The sequence below is a fragment of the Sphingomonas koreensis genome, assembly GCF_002797435.1.
Classification (GTDB): domain Bacteria; phylum Pseudomonadota; class Alphaproteobacteria; order Sphingomonadales; family Sphingomonadaceae; genus Sphingomonas; species Sphingomonas koreensis.
Window position 1 is genome coordinate 732,728 of the sequence record NZ_PGEN01000001.1, and the last position, 16,816, is coordinate 749,543.

General features: G+C 64.8%; 19 protein-coding genes. 1 reads left to right on the forward strand and 18 read right to left on the reverse strand.

Annotated elements, in window-relative coordinates:
• Positions 1 to 7: 7 nt before the first annotated feature.
• From BDW16_RS03450 to ndhC, 18 genes are all read right to left on the reverse strand, one after another.
• The gene (locus tag BDW16_RS03450; protein ID WP_083954228.1) at positions 8 to 715 is read right to left on the reverse strand and encodes a biotin--[acetyl-CoA-carboxylase] ligase; all 708 of its coding nucleotides are present in this window, start codon (positions 713 to 715) and stop codon (positions 8 to 10) included.
• A gap of 103 nt (positions 716 to 818) precedes the next feature.
• The gene (gene nuoN / locus BDW16_RS03455) at positions 819 to 2,273 is read right to left on the reverse strand and encodes an NADH-quinone oxidoreductase subunit NuoN (protein WP_066575991.1); all 1,455 of its coding nucleotides are present in this window, start codon (positions 2,271 to 2,273) and stop codon (positions 819 to 821) included.
• Positions 2,273 to 3,826 (reverse strand): NADH-quinone oxidoreductase subunit M, encoded by a 1,554-nt coding sequence (locus tag BDW16_RS03460; RefSeq protein ID WP_066575994.1) that lies wholly within the window; start codon positions 3,824 to 3,826, stop codon positions 2,273 to 2,275. Before BDW16_RS03460 ends, nuoN begins: the two co-directional genes overlap by 1 nt.
• A complete protein-coding gene (gene nuoL, locus BDW16_RS03465; protein ID WP_066575997.1) occupies positions 3,823 to 5,880 on the reverse strand; it encodes an NADH-quinone oxidoreductase subunit L in 2,058 nt (685 codons plus the stop codon). The genes BDW16_RS03460 and nuoL overlap by 4 nt, the downstream gene beginning before the upstream one ends.
• Complete coding sequence (gene nuoK, locus BDW16_RS03470; protein ID WP_066575999.1) at positions 5,880 to 6,185, reverse strand: NADH-quinone oxidoreductase subunit NuoK; 306 nt, start codon at positions 6,183 to 6,185, stop codon at positions 5,880 to 5,882. The genes nuoL and nuoK overlap by 1 nt, the downstream gene beginning before the upstream one ends.
• On the reverse strand, positions 6,182 to 6,808 hold the full coding sequence (locus BDW16_RS03475) for an NADH-quinone oxidoreductase subunit J (RefSeq protein WP_066576002.1): 627 nt from the start codon (positions 6,806 to 6,808) through the stop codon (positions 6,182 to 6,184). Before BDW16_RS03475 ends, nuoK begins: the two co-directional genes overlap by 4 nt.
• Before the next feature lie 29 nt (positions 6,809 to 6,837).
• On the reverse strand, positions 6,838 to 7,323 hold the full coding sequence (nuoI, locus tag BDW16_RS03480) for an NADH-quinone oxidoreductase subunit NuoI (RefSeq protein WP_066576004.1): 486 nt from the start codon (positions 7,321 to 7,323) through the stop codon (positions 6,838 to 6,840).
• Positions 7,320 to 8,375 carry an NADH-quinone oxidoreductase subunit NuoH gene (gene nuoH / locus BDW16_RS03485; protein WP_066576007.1) on the reverse strand — a complete coding sequence of 352 codons (1,056 nt, stop codon included), beginning with the start codon at positions 8,373 to 8,375 and terminating at the stop codon, positions 7,320 to 7,322. Before nuoH ends, nuoI begins: the two co-directional genes overlap by 4 nt.
• Entirely contained in the window at positions 8,372 to 10,378 is a 2,007-nt protein-coding gene (gene nuoG, locus BDW16_RS03490) for an NADH-quinone oxidoreductase subunit NuoG (RefSeq protein WP_066576013.1), read from the reverse strand. Before nuoG ends, nuoH begins: the two co-directional genes overlap by 4 nt.
• Positions 10,378 to 11,682: an NADH-quinone oxidoreductase subunit NuoF gene (gene nuoF / locus BDW16_RS03495; protein ID WP_066576018.1), complete on the reverse strand. Its 1,305-nt coding sequence runs from the start codon at positions 11,680 to 11,682 to the stop codon at positions 10,378 to 10,380. The genes nuoG and nuoF overlap by 1 nt, the downstream gene beginning before the upstream one ends.
• Positions 11,683 to 11,853 carry a hypothetical protein gene (locus BDW16_RS21240; protein WP_157081380.1) on the reverse strand — a complete coding sequence of 57 codons (171 nt, stop codon included), beginning with the start codon at positions 11,851 to 11,853 and terminating at the stop codon, positions 11,683 to 11,685. It abuts the gene before it with no gap.
• Positions 11,854 to 11,856: 3 nt separating this feature from the next.
• Complete coding sequence (locus BDW16_RS21445; RefSeq protein ID WP_164513706.1) at positions 11,857 to 12,033, reverse strand: hypothetical protein; 177 nt, start codon at positions 12,031 to 12,033, stop codon at positions 11,857 to 11,859.
• The gene (locus BDW16_RS03500; RefSeq protein ID WP_066576022.1) at positions 12,033 to 12,701 is read right to left on the reverse strand and encodes a complex I 24 kDa subunit family protein; all 669 of its coding nucleotides are present in this window, start codon (positions 12,699 to 12,701) and stop codon (positions 12,033 to 12,035) included. Before BDW16_RS03500 ends, BDW16_RS21445 begins: the two co-directional genes overlap by 1 nt.
• On the reverse strand, positions 12,701 to 13,069 hold the full coding sequence (locus tag BDW16_RS03505) for a nuclear transport factor 2 family protein (protein WP_174532045.1): 369 nt from the start codon (positions 13,067 to 13,069) through the stop codon (positions 12,701 to 12,703). Before BDW16_RS03505 ends, BDW16_RS03500 begins: the two co-directional genes overlap by 1 nt.
• Before the next feature lie 264 nt (positions 13,070 to 13,333).
• The gene (locus tag BDW16_RS03510; protein WP_066576028.1) at positions 13,334 to 14,569 is read right to left on the reverse strand and encodes an NADH-quinone oxidoreductase subunit D; all 1,236 of its coding nucleotides are present in this window, start codon (positions 14,567 to 14,569) and stop codon (positions 13,334 to 13,336) included.
• Complete coding sequence (locus BDW16_RS03515) at positions 14,569 to 15,492, reverse strand: NADH-quinone oxidoreductase subunit C (RefSeq protein WP_066576030.1); 924 nt, start codon at positions 15,490 to 15,492, stop codon at positions 14,569 to 14,571. The genes BDW16_RS03510 and BDW16_RS03515 overlap by 1 nt, the downstream gene beginning before the upstream one ends.
• Positions 15,489 to 16,049: a NuoB/complex I 20 kDa subunit family protein gene (locus BDW16_RS03520; RefSeq protein ID WP_371836685.1), complete on the reverse strand. Its 561-nt coding sequence runs from the start codon at positions 16,047 to 16,049 to the stop codon at positions 15,489 to 15,491. Before BDW16_RS03520 ends, BDW16_RS03515 begins: the two co-directional genes overlap by 4 nt.
• Positions 16,046 to 16,420, reverse strand: coding sequence for an NADH-quinone oxidoreductase subunit A (gene ndhC / locus BDW16_RS03525; protein WP_066576035.1), 375 nt, complete (start codon positions 16,418 to 16,420; stop codon positions 16,046 to 16,048). The genes BDW16_RS03520 and ndhC overlap by 4 nt, the downstream gene beginning before the upstream one ends.
• 196 nt (positions 16,421 to 16,616) lie before the next feature.
• Here ndhC and BDW16_RS21765 point away from each other — a divergent pair, with 196 nt between their 5' ends.
• Positions 16,617 to 16,751, forward strand: coding sequence for a hypothetical protein (locus tag BDW16_RS21765; RefSeq protein ID WP_255265764.1), 135 nt, complete (start codon positions 16,617 to 16,619; stop codon positions 16,749 to 16,751).
• The last annotated feature ends 65 nt before the right edge of the window (positions 16,752 to 16,816 follow it).

Below are 16,816 nucleotides of genomic sequence, written 5' to 3' on the forward strand. Positions count from 1 at the left end.
AACCCCCTTAAATCAGGAACACGTCGCCAGCGTGAATGACACGCCGTTCGCCCGAGGCCAAGCGCAGGATGAGCGCGCCGTCGCCGGTAAGCCCATCGAACAGCCCGTCGATCGCCTCGCCATCGGGCAGACGCGCGGTGAGTGCGGTGCCCGGGGCATGGGCGCGATCGAGCCAGCGCAGGCGGAGCGGATCGAGTCCCTCCTGCCGCCAGCGCGACAGCCAGCGCGCGAAACTCTCGACGAGGACCTCGAGGAAGGTGGCGGGATCGACCGGAGCGCCTTGCGCGGCGAGGCTGGTGGTGGGGCGATCGGGCAGATCGGGATGATGCGCCAGGTTGACGCCGATGCCGATGACGATCGCATCGCCGGTCCGCTCGAGCAGGATGCCCGAGAGCTTGGCGCCCGCAATCAGCAGGTCGTTGGGCCATTTGATCGTCGCGCCTACGGGCAGGAACACGCGGACGGCCTCTTCCAGCGCGACCGCGGCGACCAAGGCGAGCGTGGCAGCGGGCGGGTCGGCGGGGCGAAGGCGGATCAGCGTGCTGGCGTAAAGATTGCCGGCGGGGGACTCCCATGGCCGCCCCTGACGCCCCTTGCCGCCGGTCTGGCGTTCGGCACGGAGCCAGCTGCCCTCACCCGCGCCCGCCGAAGCGAGCGCGAGCATGTCGGCATTGGTCGAGCCGGTCGTTTCGACCGTGCGGATGAGACCCGTCATGTGCATCGGAAGAGCGGCACCGGCCCGCTCCCCCACCCGGCCACCCATGCAGAATACGTTGTGGGTGGCCGGGTGGAGGAGCGGGCCGGTGCCGTCAACCCGATCAAAAAAGCGTCTTTGCCGCAGCCAGCGACCAGGCGCCGATCGCCGGGATCAGCAGATAGCCGAACGGCGAGACGAACAGCGCGGCGGCGGCGATCAGGCCGCCCTCGACCGGGTTGGTCTCACGACCATATTCCGGCGCGGGCTCGTCGAAGTACATCGTCTTGACGATCTTGAGGTAATAATAGGCGCCGATCACCGAGGCCGCGATGCCGAACACCGCGAGCGGGAACAGCCCGGCACGCGTCGCCGCTTCGAACACCGCGAACTTGGCCCAGAAGCCGAACAGCGGCGGGATGCCCGCAAGGCTGAACATGAAGATCGCCAGTGCTGCCGCGAGCGCCGGACGTGTACGCGACAGACCCGACAGGCTGGCGATGCTCTCGACCGGCTTGCCGTCGGCGTCGCGCATCTGGAGCACGACGAGGAAGCTGCCCAGCGTCATCACCACATAGATGCTGAGATAGGTCAGCACGCCGGCCACGCCCTCGGCGGTGCCGGCGGCAAGGCCGACAAGCGCGAAACCGATATTGTTGATCGACGAATAGGCGAGCAGTCGCTTGATGTTGGTCTGGCCGATCGCGGCGACGGCGCCGAGCACGATCGAGGCGAGCGAAGCGACGATGACGATCTGGCGCCAGTCGCTGGTCACGGGACCCATCGCGTCGATCGCAACGCGGACGGCAAGCGCCACCGCGGCGACCTTTGGCGCCGAGGCGAAGAAAGTGGTCACCGGGGTCGGTGCGCCTTCGTACACGTCCGGGGTCCACATATGGAACGGGACCGCCGACATCTTGAAGGCGAAGCCCGCGAACATGAAGACCAGGCCGAACAGCAGGCCGAGCTTGGCAGCGCCCTCGGCCCCCGCATAGGCGGTGGCGATATCACCGAAGATGGTGGTGCCGCTGAAGCCATAGACCAGGCTGATGCCGTAAAGCAGGATTCCGCTCGCGAGCGAGCCGAGGATGAAATATTTGAGGCCCGCTTCGGCCGAACGCACGTCGCGGCGCATGAAGCTGGCGAGGACGTAGGAGGCGAGGCTGTTGAGCTCGAGCCCGACATAGAGCGTCAGCAGATCGTTGGCCGAAACCATCATGCCCATGCCCGCGGTCGCGAACAGGATCAGGATGGGATATTCGGGACGCAGATCCTCACCCGAGGTGCGCGCAAAGAAGCGCGGCGCGATGATGATCGAGATCGCCGCGGCGAAGAAGATCAGCACCTTGGCATAGGCGCCGAACAGATCGGCATTGTAGAGCTTGTCGAAGGCGAGGCCGCCCGAGGAGGCCGGACCGGTGAGCGCGACGCCGGCGCCGATCAGCACCAGCACCGCGACCCAGCTGACCAGACGCGACACCGCCTGACCGCCCCATGCGGCGATCATCAGCAGCGCGAGACCACCGACCGAGAGAACGATCTCGGGCAGGACCATCGAGAGTTGTGCGGCGTAATCCATCAGTGCGCCGCCCCCTTGGCAGCTTCGCCGTGTCCGGCGGATTTGTGTTCAGCAGCGTGCGCAGCAGCCGGGTTGCCCGGCGTCGGCAGGCTGTCGCCCGCCGGCTTGGCGCGATCGATCCGCTCCAGCAGCGTTGCGACGTCGTTGCGCATCGGCGCGAGGAAGCTTTCGGGATAGACGCCCATCCACAGCACCACCGCGGCGAGCGGGGCGAGCAATGCCATCTCGCGCTTGTTGAGATCGGGCATCGCCTTGACGTCGTCCTTGACCAGATCGCCGAACACGACGCGCCGGTAGAGGTAGAGCATGTAGGCGGCGCCGAGGATGATGCCGGTGGTGGCGATCAGCGTGACCAGCGTCGACACCTGATAGGCGCCCATCAGCGCCAGCAGTTCGCCGACGAAGTTGCTGGTGCCCGGCAGGCCGACCGACGCCATGGTGAACAGCATGAACAGCACGGCATATTTCGGCATGTTGATCGCGAGGCCGCCGTAACGGTCGATCTCACGCGTGTGCAGGCGATCATAGATCACGCCGACGCACAGGAAGAGCGCGCCCGACACCAGGCCGTGGCCCAGCATCACCATCATCGCGCCCTCGATCCCCTGACGGTTGAAGGTGAACAGGCCGATCGTGACGATCGCCATGTGCGCGACCGACGAATAGGCGATCAGCTTCTTCATGTCGTTCTGGACGAGCGCGATCAGCGAGGTGACCACGACCGCGACGCACGACAGGCCGAAGACCAGCCAGATGAGCTGCGCCGAAGCCTCCGGGAACATCGGCAGGCTGAAGCGCAGGAAGCCGTAGCCGCCGAGCTTCAACAGCACGCCCGCCAGGATCACCGAACCCGCGGTCGGCGCCTGAACGTGCGCGTCGGGAAGCCAGGTGTGGACCGGCCACATCGGCATCTTGACCGCGAACGAGGCGAAGAAGGCGAGCCACAGCCATGTCTGGACATGCGCCGGGAAGTCGTACGCCATCAGATCGGGGATGTAGGTCGTGCCCGCGGTGATGGTCATGTACATCATCGCGATCAGCATCAGCACCGAGCCGAGCAGCGTGTAGAGGAAGAATTTGTACGACGCGTAGATGCGGTTCGCCCCGCCCCAGATGCCGATGATCAGGAACATCGGGATCAGGCCGGCTTCGAAGAAGATATAGAAGAGGAAGATGTCCTGCGCCGCGAAGGTGCCGATCATCAGCACTTCGGTGATCAGGAACGCCGCCATATACTCCTGGACCCGTGTCGTGATCGCTTCCCAGCTCGCCCCGATGCAGATCGGCATGAGGAAGACCGAGAGCAGGATCAGCAGCAGCGCGAAGCCGTCGATACCCAGCGCCCAGGCGAAACGCCCGAAGATCGGGGTGTATTCGACGAACTGCCACTGAGCGCCGCCAATCTCGAAATTGGCCCAGAGCACGCCGCCGAGCGCGAGATCGATCAGCGTCGCGCCAAGCGCGATCCAGCGCGCCTGATTGGCATTGACGAACAGGCAGATCAGCGCCGCGGCGAGCGGCACGATGAGCATGAGGGAGAGAATGCCGCTCATCGCGTGAACACCCAGGAAACGGCGAGCGTCAGGCCGATCAGCATGACGAACGCATAGCTATAGACGTAGCCCGACTGGAGCTTGCCGGTGAGGATGCTGCCGAACTTGACGACAGCCGCCGAGCCGTTCGGACCGAAGCGGTCGATCGTCCCCTCGTCGCCCTTCTTCCAGAAGATGCGGCCGAACCAGAAAGCGGGCTTCACGAAGAGCACGTTATAGAGCTCGTCGAAATACCATTTGTTGAGCAGGAACTTGTAGAGCAGCCCGAAGGTCGCGGTGAAGCGCGCAGGGATGCTGGGCGACTTAATGTACGCCACCCACGCCCCGAACAGACCGAGCAGCATCACGATCGTTGCCGACAGCTTCACCCATAGCGGCACTTCGTGCATCGCGTGTGCGAGATGCTCGTCGAACGCGACGGCGCCCTTCCAGAAGATCTCGCCAGCCTCGGGCTGGATGAAGAACTTGTTGAAGGCGAAGCCGGCGAACACCGCGCCGACCGACAGGACCAGCAGCGGGACCAGCATCGGCAGCGGGCTTTCGTGCGGCTTGTAGCCGCCCGTGCCGTCGCCGTGATCCGCATGCGCATGATGATCGTCATGGGCATGCGCGTGATCGTCATGACCATGCGAGTCATGCCCATGCGAATCGTGAATCGCGTGCTGGATATGCTCGGACTGGGTCCAGCGCGGCTTGCCCCAGAAGGTGAGGAACATCAGGCGCCAGCTGTAGAAGCTGGTGAGCAGCGCAGCGAACACGCCGACCCAGAAGGCACCCTGCCCGCCCCCGCCGGCGGCATAGGCCGCCTCGAGGATCGCGTCCTTCGAGTGGAAGCCGGCGAAGCCCGCATGCAGCCAGTAGATGCCGACGCCGGTGATCGCGAGCGTGCCCGCCATCATCGTCCAGAAGGTGACCGGGATATGTTTCCGCAGGCCGCCATAATAGCGCATGTCCTGCTCGTGGTGCATCGCGTGGATCACCGAGCCGGCACCCAGGAACAGCAGCGCCTTGAAGAAGGCGTGGGTGAACAGGTGGAACATCGCCGCGCCGTACATGCCGACGCCTGCGGCGAAGAACATGTAGCCGAGCTGCGAACAGGTCGAATAGGCGATGACGCGCTTGATGTCGGTCTGGGTCGTGCCCACCGTCGCGGCGAACAGGCAGGTCGCGGCACCGATGAAGGTGACGAAGCCTAGGGCCACCGGCGACTGTTCGAACAGTGGCGACAGGCGGCAGACCATGAACACGCCCGCGGTGACCATCGTCGCCGCGTGGATCAGCGCCGACACCGGGGTCGGGCCTTCCATCGCGTCGGGCAACCAGGTGTGCAGGCCGAGCTGCGCCGACTTCCCCATCGCGCCGATGAACAGCAGCAGGCAAAGCACGGTCAGCGTATCGAAGCGATAGCCGAGGAAGCCGATCGTGCTGCCGGCATGGCTGGGCGCGGCGGCGAGGATCTCGGGGATCGAGATCGTGCCGAACACCAGGAACACGCCGAAGATGCCGAGCATGAAGCCGAGATCGCCGACGCGGTTGACGACGAACGCCTTGATCGCGGCGGCATTGGCCGACGGCTTCTTGAACCAGAAGCCGATCAGCAGATAGCTCGCCAGACCGACGCCTTCCCAGCCGAAGAACATCTGAAGCAGATTGTCCGCGGTCACGAGCATCAGCATCGCGAAGGTGAAGAGCGAAAGGTAGGCGAAGAAGCGCGGCTGATCCGGGTCCTCTTCCATGTACGACCAGCTGTAGAGGTGGACCAGCGCCGAGACGCTCGTCACCACCACCAGCATCACCGCCGTCAGGCTGTCGACGCGCAACGCCCAGTCGACGTTGAGGCTACCCGAGTGCATCCAGGTCAGCACCTGGACCACCTGCGGCTCGGCCGTACCGCTGAGATAGGGGATGAAGGTCATCCAGCTCAGGATCGCGGCGACGAACAGGCCGCCGGTGGTGACGAGCTTCGGGAATGCCGTACCGAACGCGCGGTTGCTGAAACCAGCGACGATCGCTGCCAGCAGCGGCAGGAAAACGATGAAATGGATCGAAGACATCAGCCCTTCATCCGATTGACGTCGTCGACCGAGATCGTGCCGCGGCCGCGGAAATAGATGACGAGGATGGCGAGCCCGATCGCGGCCTCACCCGCAGCGACGGTCAGTACGAACATCGCGAAGATCTGGCCGACCAGGTCGCCGAGATAGGACGAGAACGCCACCAGGTTGAGGTTTACCGAGAGCAGGATCAGCTCGATCGCCATCAGGATGACGATGAGGTTCTTGCGGTTCAGGAAGATGCCGAGCACCCCCATGGTGAACAGGATCGCGCTGACGACGAGGTAATGGGTCAGGCCGATCACAGCTCCACCCCCTGCCCGACGGGCTGATTGACCTTGCGGATGGCATCCTCCGAACGGCGATTGATCTGGCGCCAGACATTCTGCTTCATCACGCCGCCGCGCTGGCGGTGGGTGAGGACGATCGCACCGATCATCGCGACGAGCAGGACGAAGCCGGCGGCCTCGAACACATAGAGATAACGGCTGTAGAGCAGCAGCCCCATCGCCTTGATGTTGGAAACCTGGCCCAGCGCAGTGCCTGCGTCGGTCGGTGCGATACGGTTGGCGAGATCGACGCCGCCCGCGCTCCACGCGCCGACGCCGATGATGACTTCAGCGAGCAGGACGACCGCGAGCGCAAGGCCGAACATCGCGTAGCGGACGAAGCCCGCACGCAGCTCGGCAAAGTCGATGTCGAGCATCATCACGACGAACAGGAACAGCACCGCGACCGCGCCGACATAGACGATGACGAGCAGCATCGCGATGAACTCGGCACCGGCAATGACCATCAGGCCCGCGGCGTTGAAGAAGGCGAGGATCAGCCACAGCACCGAATGGACCGGGTTGCGCGAGCTGATCGTCATCGCGGCGGACAGAATGACCACCGCGGCGAACATGTAGAAGGCGATTGCTTGGATCACGGAATCATGTGCCCCTTTGGTGCGCGCGCTTACCGGTACGGTGCATCGGCGGCAAGGTTCGCGGCGATCGCGCGCTCCCAGCGGTCGCCATTCTCGAGCAGCTTTTCCTTGTGGTAGATCAGCTCCTCACGGGTTTCGGTCGCGAACTCGAAATTCGGTCCCTCGACGATGGCATCGACCGGGCAGGCCTCCTGGCACAGGCCGCAATAGATGCACTTGGTCATGTCGATGTCGTAGCGCGTGGTGCGGCGGCTGCCGTCCTCACGCGGTTCGGCCTCGATCGTGATCGCCAGCGCCGGGCAGATCGCCTCGCACAGCTTGCACGCGATGCAGCGCTCCTCGCCATTTGGATAACGGCGCAGCGCATGCTCACCGCGGAAGCGGGGCGAGATCGGGTTCTTCTCGTACGGATAGTTGATCGTCGCCTTGGGCTTGAAGAAATACTTCAAGGTGAGGGCATGCGCCTTCACGAACTCCCACAGGGTGAACGAACGGACGAGTTGGGCGACGCTCATGCGGGGACTCCAACGCGGGTAAGCATGAGATACCCGGAAACGAGGAACACGAAGATCAGCGACAGCGGCAGGAAGATCTTCCAGCCCAGGCGCATCAGCTGGTCGTAGCGGAAGCGCGGGACGGTGGCCTTCACCCAGCTGAAGCAGAAGAAGAAGAACAGGATCTTGGCGAACAGCCAGATGATGCCCGGCACCATGTACAGCGGTGCCCAGTCGATCGGAGGCAGATAGCCGCCCCAGAACAGCACCGCGTTGAGCGTGCACATCAGGATGACGTTGGCGTACTCGCCCAGCCAATAGAGCGCGAAGGCCATCGACGAATATTCGGTCTGGTAGCCCGCGACGAGTTCCGATTCCGCCTCGGTCAGGTCGAACGGGGCGCGGCCGGTCTCGGCCAATGCCGAGATGAAGAACACCACCGCCATCGGGAACAGCAGCGGGTTGAAGCCGAAGCCATTGAGCAGGCCGAGGACATGGCCCTGCTGCGCATCGACGATGCCCGACAGGTTGAAGGTGCCGGCCCACAGCACCACCGCGATCAGCACGAAGCCGATCGAGACTTCGTAGCTGACCATCTGCGCCGCGGCGCGGATGGCCGAGTAGAAGGGGTATTTCGAGTTGGACGCCCAGCCCGCGAGGATGATGCCGTAGACGCCGAGCGACGAGGCGGCGAGGATGTAGAGCAGGCCGACATTGATGTTCGACAGCACCACGCCCGCCTGGAACGGCACCACCGCCCACACGATCAGCGCGACGGTGAAGGTGATGATCGGCGCGAGGAGGAACAGGCCCTTGTTCGCGCTCGACGGGATGATGGTTTCCTGAAGGAAAACCTTGAGCCCGTCGGCGAAGGACTGGAGCAGGCCGAGCGGGCCGACGACGTTGGGACCGCGGCGCAGCGCGATCGCCGCCCAGATCTTGCGGTCGGCATAGATGATCATCGCCACCGCCAGCATCAGCGGCAGCGCGATCAGCAGGATGCCCGCGATCGTCGCGACGAACCACGCCCATTCGAAGGGCAGGCCGAAAATGTTCTGGAAGAAAGCGGTCACTCTGCGGCCTCCGCGAAGTCCTGGCCGTGGATCAGTTCGGCCGAGCAACGCTGCATCGTCGGCGAGGCGCGGCAGATGGCGTTGGTAAGGTAGAAGTCGGCGATCGGGTACGCCACTTCGCCCGAGCCGTTGGCGTCGAGCGCCGGCGGGTTCCAGTCGAAGCTGGCAAGCCCCTCTTCACCCAGCGCAGGGGTATCGGCGGCCATCGCGGCGCGGAGCTGCTCGAACGTATCGAACGGCAGCGTCTTGCCGAGCTTTTCCGAGAGCGCGCGCAGGATCGTCCAGTCCTCACGGGCGTCGCCCGGCGCGAACACGGCCTTGTCGCCGCGCTGCACGCGCCCCTCGAGATTGACGTAGGTTCCGGCCTTTTCGGCATAGGTGGCGCCGGGCAGGATAACGTCGGCGGCGTGCGCGCCCTTGTCGCCGTGATGGCCGATATAGACGTTGAAGCTGTTGGCGAACTTCGAGAAATCGACCTCGTCGGCGCCGAGGAAGAAGGTGAGCTTCGGCTCCGCCGCGACGATGTCGGCGATACCGCCGGGCATCGCAAAGCCGAGCATCAGGCCGCCCATGCGGCTCGCCGCCATGTGCAGCACGTTGAAGCCGTTCCAGCCTTCACGGACGAGGTTGAGCTTCTTGGCGAGCGCGAGCGCCGCGCCATGGCCGTTCTTGAGTGCGGCGCCGCCAAGGATGATCATCGGGCGCTGAGCGTCCTTGAACGCGTCGGCCGCGGCCTTGGGCAGCTTGCCGAGCAGCGACAGGTCGTTGCCGAGCCATTCGACCTTGTAGGTGAGGTCGGTTTCGGGGCCGATCGCGAAGACCTTGGCGCCCTTCTTGATCGCCTTGCGCACGCGGGTGTTCACCAGCGGCGCTTCCCAGCGCAGATTGGTGCCGACGAGCAGGACGACGTCCGCCTCCTCGACCCCTGCGATGGTGGTGTTGAAGTTGACCGCGGCCATATTGCTGGCGTCATATGCCATGCCGGTCTGGCGGCCTTCGAGAAGGTCCGAGGCGAACGACTTGACCAGCGCCTTGGCGGCGAAGATCGTCTCGCAATCGAGCAGGTCGCCATGGATCGCGGCGACCTTGTCCCCTGCCCCGGCTGCGGCGACCGCGATCGCCGAGAAGGCTTCGTCCCAGCTCGCTTCGACCAGCTTGCCGTCACGGCGGACATAGGGCTTGTCGAGGCGGCGGAAGCTCAAGCCATCGACATGGTGGCGCGTCTTGTCGTGCGCCCACTCCTCGTTCACGTCTTCGTTGATCCGCGGCAGCGCGCGCAGCACGCCGCGGCCGCGGCTGTCGATGCGGATGTTGGTGCCGACCGCGTCCATCACGTCGATCGCGAGGGTCTTTTTGAGCTCCCACGGCCGCGCCTCGAAGGCATAGGGCTTGGAGGTCAGCGCACCCACCGGGCAGAGGTCGACGACGTTGCCCGACAGCTCCGAGGTGACCGCCTTTTCGAGGTACGACGTGATCTGCATGTTCTCGCCGCGATAGATCGCGCCGATCTCTTCCACGCCCGCCACTTCCTCGGCGAAGCGCACGCAGCGGGTGCACTGGATGCAGCGGGTCATCACCGTCTTGACGATGGGACCCATATACTTTTCGGTCACCGCGCGCTTGTTCTCAGTGTAGCGGCTGTGGCCACGCCCGTAGGCGATCGACTGGTCCTGCAGGTCGCACTCGCCGCCCTGATCGCAGATCGGGCAATCGAGCGGATGGTTGATCAGCAGGAACTCCATCACGCCCTCGCGCGCGGCCTTCACCATCGCGCTGTCGGTGCGGATTTCCTGATTGTCGGCGGCGGGAAGCGCGCACGACGCCTGGGGCTTGGGCGGCCCCGGCTTCACCTCGACCAGGCACATGCGGCAATTGCCGGCAATGCTCAGCCGCTCATGATAGCAGAAACGCGGGATTTCCTTGCCGGCAGCCTCGCACGCCTGCAACACTGTGGCGCCTGCGGGGACTTCGACTGCGATCCCGTCTACGGTAACCTTGGGCATTACTCTGCTGCCTCTTGCATCGTGCTCAGCCCGCCACCCTGCTTCTCGAGGATGCGGCGCTCCATCTCGGGCCGGAAGTGCTTGATCAGCCCCTGGATCGGCCATGCTGCCGCGTCGCCGAGCGCGCAGATGGTGTGGCCTTCGACCTGCTTGGTGACGTTGAACAGCGTATCGATCTCGCTGATGTCGGCGTCGCCGGTGCGCAGCCGCTCCATCACGCGCCACATCCAGCCGGTGCCCTCACGGCACGGCGTGCACTGGCCGCAGCTCTCATGCTTGTAGAAGTAGGAGATGCGGCTGATCGCCTTCACGATGTCGGTGGACTTGTCCATCACGATCACCGCCGCGGTGCCGAGGCCCGAGCCGACCGCCTTGAGGCCGTCGAAATCCATCGGCGCGTCCATGATCTGCGCCGCCGGAACCAGCGGTACCGATGAGCCGCCGGGAATCACCGCGAGGAGATTGTCCCAGCCGCCGCGGATGCCGCCGCAATGCTTCTCGATCAGCTCGCGGAACGGGATGCTCATCGCTTCCTCGACCACGCAGGGCTTTTCGACATGGCCGCTGATCTGGAACAGCTTGGTGCCGCGGTTATTCTCGTTGCCGAAGCTGGCGAACCATTCGGGCGAGCGGCGCAGGATCGTCGGCGCGACCGCGATCGATTCGACGTTGTTGACCGTGGTCGGGCAACCATAGAGGCCAGCGCCCGCCGGGAACGGGGGCTTGAGGCGCGGCTGGCCCTTCTTGCCTTCCAGGCTCTCGATCATCGCGGTCTCTTCGCCGCAGATATACGCGCCCGCGCCGCGATGGCAGAAGACGTCGAAGTCATAGCCCGAGCCGCAGGCATTCTTGCCCAGCAGGCCGGCGGCATAGGCTTCCTCGATCGCCGCGAACAGCGTCTGCGCCTCGCGGATATATTCGCCGCGGATGTAGATATACGCGGCGCGCGCGCGCATCGCGAAGCCCGCGACCAGCGCGCCTTCGAGCAGCAGATGCGGGTCGTGGCGGATGATCTCGCGATCCTTGCACGACCCCGGCTCGGACTCGTCGGCGTTGATGACGAGGAAGCTGGGGCGTTCGGGCGTCGGGTTCTTGGGCATGAAGGACCATTTCATGCCGGTGGGGAAGCCCGCGCCGCCGCGGCCGCGCAGGCCCGACGCCTTGATCTTCTCGATGATCGTATCGGGACCGAGTTCGAGCAGCTTCTTGGTATTGTCCCACGCGCCACGCTTGATGGCGGCATCGAGGGTCCACGGCTGATAGCCGTAGAGATTGGTGAAGATGCGATCCTTGTCAGCGAGCACTTACTTCGGGCCCCCGATACGCTTGTTGTCCTGAACCGCGAGGTACACGGCCACGCCGACGCCGATCAGCAGCAGCGGAATGAAGAGCTTGACGGCGAGCTTCAGCACCCAGCCGAGCACGACGATACCGCCGATGATCGCGAGGATCGTGATGAGCGTGTTCTTGTTCATGCCTTATGCTCCCGGACCAGAGGCGCCGGACTTGCCCGACGGAAGGAGGCGAAGCGCGCCGAACAGGACGGCGAGGATCAGCCAGACGATCCAGTTCCCGCCCTGCAGGAATTTGAGGGCCGCCAGCATCAGGAAGATGATGGCGATGACCGGCAGGCTCTTCTTGACCGGATCCGGCATCACCACTCCCCTCGATAGTCGTGGTTGGCCTTGACCATTTCCTTGAGGGTGGTCGGCCCGCCGACCGGCTCGACGGTGTGGCGGCCCGGCTCCTGCGTGCCCGTCTTGGGCTGCTGTCCGCTGGCCAGCGCGTCGAGGATCGCGACGGTGCGGTCGTAATCCAGATCCTCGTAATTGTCGTCGTTGATCTGGACCATCGGCGCCGACGCGCAATTGCCCATGCACTCGACCTCGGTCAGCGTGAACAGGCCGTCGGGCGTGGTCTTGCCCTTGGCCATGCCGCGGTTCTTGCACGCGGCGAAGACATCGTCCGACCCGCGCAGCCAGCATGGCGTCGTGCCGCACACCTGGACATGGTACTTACCGACCGGGTGCAGATTGAACATGGTGTAGAAGGTCGCGACCTCCAGCACGCGGATCACCGCAAGGTCGAGCTCCTTCGCGACGAACTCGATCACCGGGATCGGCAGCCACCCCTGCGTATCCGTCTCCGCCCCGACCTGACGCTGGGCGAGGTCGAGATAGGGGATGGTGCAGCTCTGCTGCCGCCCCTCTGGATAGCGCGCGCGGATGGTCTTCGCCTTCTCGGCGTTTTCCGCGGTCCACGCGAAGCTACCCCAGCGTGCGCGGAGTTCCGGCGTGTCTTCGATTGCGTTTGCGTCGGCCATTAGCGGATGAACTCCACGCGGCTCACTCTGTCGCCGCTGAAGGTGTAGATGGACATGACCTCGAACTGCTCGCCATCAGGCGCGCGCGAGACCGTTTCGTGGAGCAGCACCGTCTCGCCCAGCTCATAGCTGGCGAGGATCTCGGCGCGGTTCTGCGGGAACTGGGCGAACATCGCCTTGAGGCCCGAGCGGACGCCTTCCTTCCCTTCACGCAGCACCGCACCGCGATAGCCCGCTTCACAGGCATCGTCGGTCATCAGCGCGACATAGGCGTCGGCGTCCTGCGCGTTGTAATGCGCGATCATTTCGTGCGCGGTGGCGATGCGGGTGCTCACGGGGGCATCTTGGAGAGTGAGAGAGTCAGCCATTCGCGCCGCCAGCAGCTTTGTCGTTGGCACACTGAGCGACTACCGCGACACTGACCGTCAGTAGAAACATCACAAGAAATGGTGCCCCGACCACCCAAGACAACCAATTCCGATGCGGTGCAAGAACGTCGGCTGCAGCGAATGCGCCAACTCCAGCGAGCATCCACAAGCCGCCGTGATCGCGAACAACCGTCACGCCAGCCATCGGCCCAAGCGTCGCGTGGAGATGCCTCACGCGCCGAGCCACGTAATGCAGGTAGCGCCTCACCGGTCGCACTCCCCGAACACGATATCCATCGCGCCCAGAATCGCGGTGATGTCCGCCAGCATGTGGCCGCGCGTCATGAAGTCCATTGCCTGGAGGTGGCTGAACGCGGTCGGGCGGATCTTGCAGCGGTACGGCTTGTTGGAGCCGTCGCTGACCATGTAGATGCCGAACTCGCCCTTGGGGCTTTCGGTCGCGACATAGACTTCGCCCGCGGGGACGTGGAAGCCCTCGGTGTAGAGCTTGAAGTGATGGATCAGCGCTTCCATCGACTGCTTCATCTCGGCGCGCTTGGGTGGCACCACCTTGCGGTCGAGCGACGCGATCGGGCCCGACGGCATCTCGTTCAGACACTGACGCATGATGCGCGCGGACTGATAGACTTCCTCGACGCGGACCATGAAGCGGTCGTAGCAGTCGCCGCGCGTGCCGACCGGGATTTCGAACTCCATGCGGTCGTACACGTCATAGGGCTGCGACTTGCGCAGATCCCAGGGCAGGCCGGCGCCGCGGATCATCGGGCCGGAGAAGCCCCATTTGATTGCGTCTTCGCGGCTGACGATGGCGATGTCGACATTGCGCTGCTTGAAGATGCGGTTTTCCGCGACCAGGCTGATCGCGTCGCCGAACAGCTTGGGCAAGCGGTTGTCGAGCCAGTCGCCGATATCGGTGAGCAGCTTCAGCGGCACGTCCTGATGGACGCCGCCGGGGCGCAGGTAATTGTGGTGCATGCGCGCACCGGACATGCGCTCGAAGAAGTTGAGGCAATCCTCGCGCAGCTCGAACATCCACAGGTTCGGCGTCATCGCGCCGACGTCCATCACATGGCTGCCGAGGTTCAGCATGTGATTGCAGATGCGGGTCAGCTCGGCGAAGAACACGCGCAGATACTGCGCGCGCACCGGCACTTCGAGGTCGAGCAGCTTCTCGACCGCAAGGACGAAGCTGTGCTCCATCGCCAGCGGCGAGCAATAGTCGAGGCGGTCCATATAGGGGAGCGCCTGGGTATAGGTCTTGTACTCGATCAGCTTTTCGGTGCCGCGGTGGAGCAGGCCGACATGCGGGTCGATCCGCTCGACGATCTCGCCGTCGAGCTCGGTGACGAGGCGGAGCACGCCGTGCGCCGCCGGGTGCTGCGGGCCGAAATTGATCGTGTAGTTGGCGATCTGGGTGTCGCCGACGGTGGGATCGCTGGCGTCGGTGACCCCCGCGATTTCGTCGAGATACTGGGCCATTACGCTTCACCCTCCCCCTTCTTGGCGCGCGGCTTGGCGGGCTTGCGGGGTTTCTTGACTACATCCGGATCGGCGGGCTTGGGGCCGGCCTCGGGCGAGGCCTTGCCGATGCCGGTATCCTTGGGACCGTCGCTGGTCTTGGGCTTGCGCACGCGCGCCTTGACCGGCTTGGCAGCGTCATCGGCCTTGACCACCTGATCGGCGGTAACGGGCGACGGCGCGCCCTTTGCCTCGGGAACCGCGGCGGGCCTGGCTTCCGGCGCCTTGGCGGGCGCGGGCGGGGCTGGTGCGGCGGCGGGCGGTGCTTGCGGCGCCTTCTCGTCGCCCGGCAGCACATATTGCGCGCCTTCCCACGGGCTCATGAAGTCGAAGTTGCGGAAATCCTGCGCGAGCTGGACCGGCTCGTACACCACGCGCTTCGCCTCTTCCGAATAGCGCAGCTCGACGAACCCGGAGAGCGGGAAGTCCTTGCGCTGCGGATGGCCGCGGAAGCCATAGTCGGTGAGGATCCGACGCAGGTCCTCGTTCCCTTCGAACAGCACGCCGTACATGTCGTACACCTCGCGCTCGAGCCAACCGGCGACCGGCCAGATCGAGGTGACCGACGGCACCGGCTGAACCTCGTCCGTCGTCACGCGGACGCGCAGGCGATGGTTCCGCGTGTAGCTGAGCAACATGTAGCAGACGTCGAACCGCTCGGCGCGAGCGGGGTAATCGACTCCGGCGATCTCCATCAGCGCCTGATATTGCAGGCCCGCGCCGTCGCGCAGCGCGATCATCGCATCGACAAGCGACTCGCGCTTCACGGTCAGGTTGACCTCGCCGACCAGATCGGTCGCCTCGATCAGCATGTCGCCGAGCGCGGCCTTCGCAGCCGCGATCACGCCGTCATTGGCGGCGTATTTCGGTGCCGGGGCCCTCACCGCGTCACCGTGCCCGAACGGCGGATCTTCCGCTGGAGCTGCATCACGCCATAGAGCAACGCCTCGGCGGTCGGCGGGCAGCCGGGGACGTAGATGTCGACCGGCACGATGCGGTCGCAGCCGCGAACGACGCTGTAGCTGTAATGGTAATAGCCGCCGCCATTGGCGCAGCTGCCCATCGAGATGACGTATTTCGGCTCCGACATCTGGTCATAGACGCGGCGCAGCGCCGGGGCCATCTTGTTGCAGAGCGTGCCCGCGACGATCATCACATCCGACTGGCGAGGCGAGGCGCGCGGGGCGGCGCCGAAGCGTTCCATGTCGTAGCGCGGCATGTTGACGTGGATCATCTCGACCGCGCAGCAGGCAAGACCGAAGGTCATCCACCACAGCGAGCCGGTGCGGGCCCACTGGAAAAGATCCTCGGTCGAGGTGACGAGGAAACCCTTGTCGTTGAGCTCGCCGTTGAGGTCGTTGAAGAACCCCTGATCCGGCTGGACCACGGAGCCGCCCGCAGGGGGCATGAGGATCGAAGAAGGCTGGTTCACTTGCGTCATTCCCAATCCAGCGCCCCGACCTTCCAGGCATAAGCCAGGCCGAGCGCCAGTTCGCCGATGAAGATCATCATGGAGATCCACGCCGCCCAGCCGAGGTCGAATACGCTGACCGCCCAGGGGTAGAGGAACGCCGCTTCGAGATCGAAGATGATGAAGAGGATCGCGACCAGGTAGAAGCGCACGTCGAACTGGCTGCGCGAATCCTCGAACGCGGGGAAGCCGCACTCATATTCGGTGAGCTTCTCAGGGGTCGGCTGGTGCGCCCCCGTGAAGCGCGCCGCGATCATCGGCAGGAACACGAAGGCGCTCGAAAGCACCAGGGCGACCCCCAGAAACAGGAGGATCGGCAGATATTGCGTCAGATCGACCAAGACGGCTCTCGCGGTTGCGGAATCTTCGGGCCGCTTTAGGCCGATGGTCTGGGGGCTTCAAGGGCGGAAACCCTTGAGAATCACTCGCAACTGGACGCGCACCCAAAGGGCGTGCATTATCTGAGCACGACAGTTCGCAACGAACCGTGGCGGGGGAGAAATCTCCCTTGCGGTCGATGGCAAGGCCCTGCCTTTCATGCCCTATCGCGGGTTTACCGAAGGGTTGCTCAATCCGGCCAAGGCGGACCTGCGCGCGATCCACGACAATGGCCGCGCCGACCACCCCCAACGCGAAGCCCCGCGCAGACGCGCGCGGCGGCAGCACGCCTGAAGCCAATGCCGCGGCGCGCGGATGCCTGGCCCGAGGCGATGGCGTTCCTGAAGGATGCGCTCAAG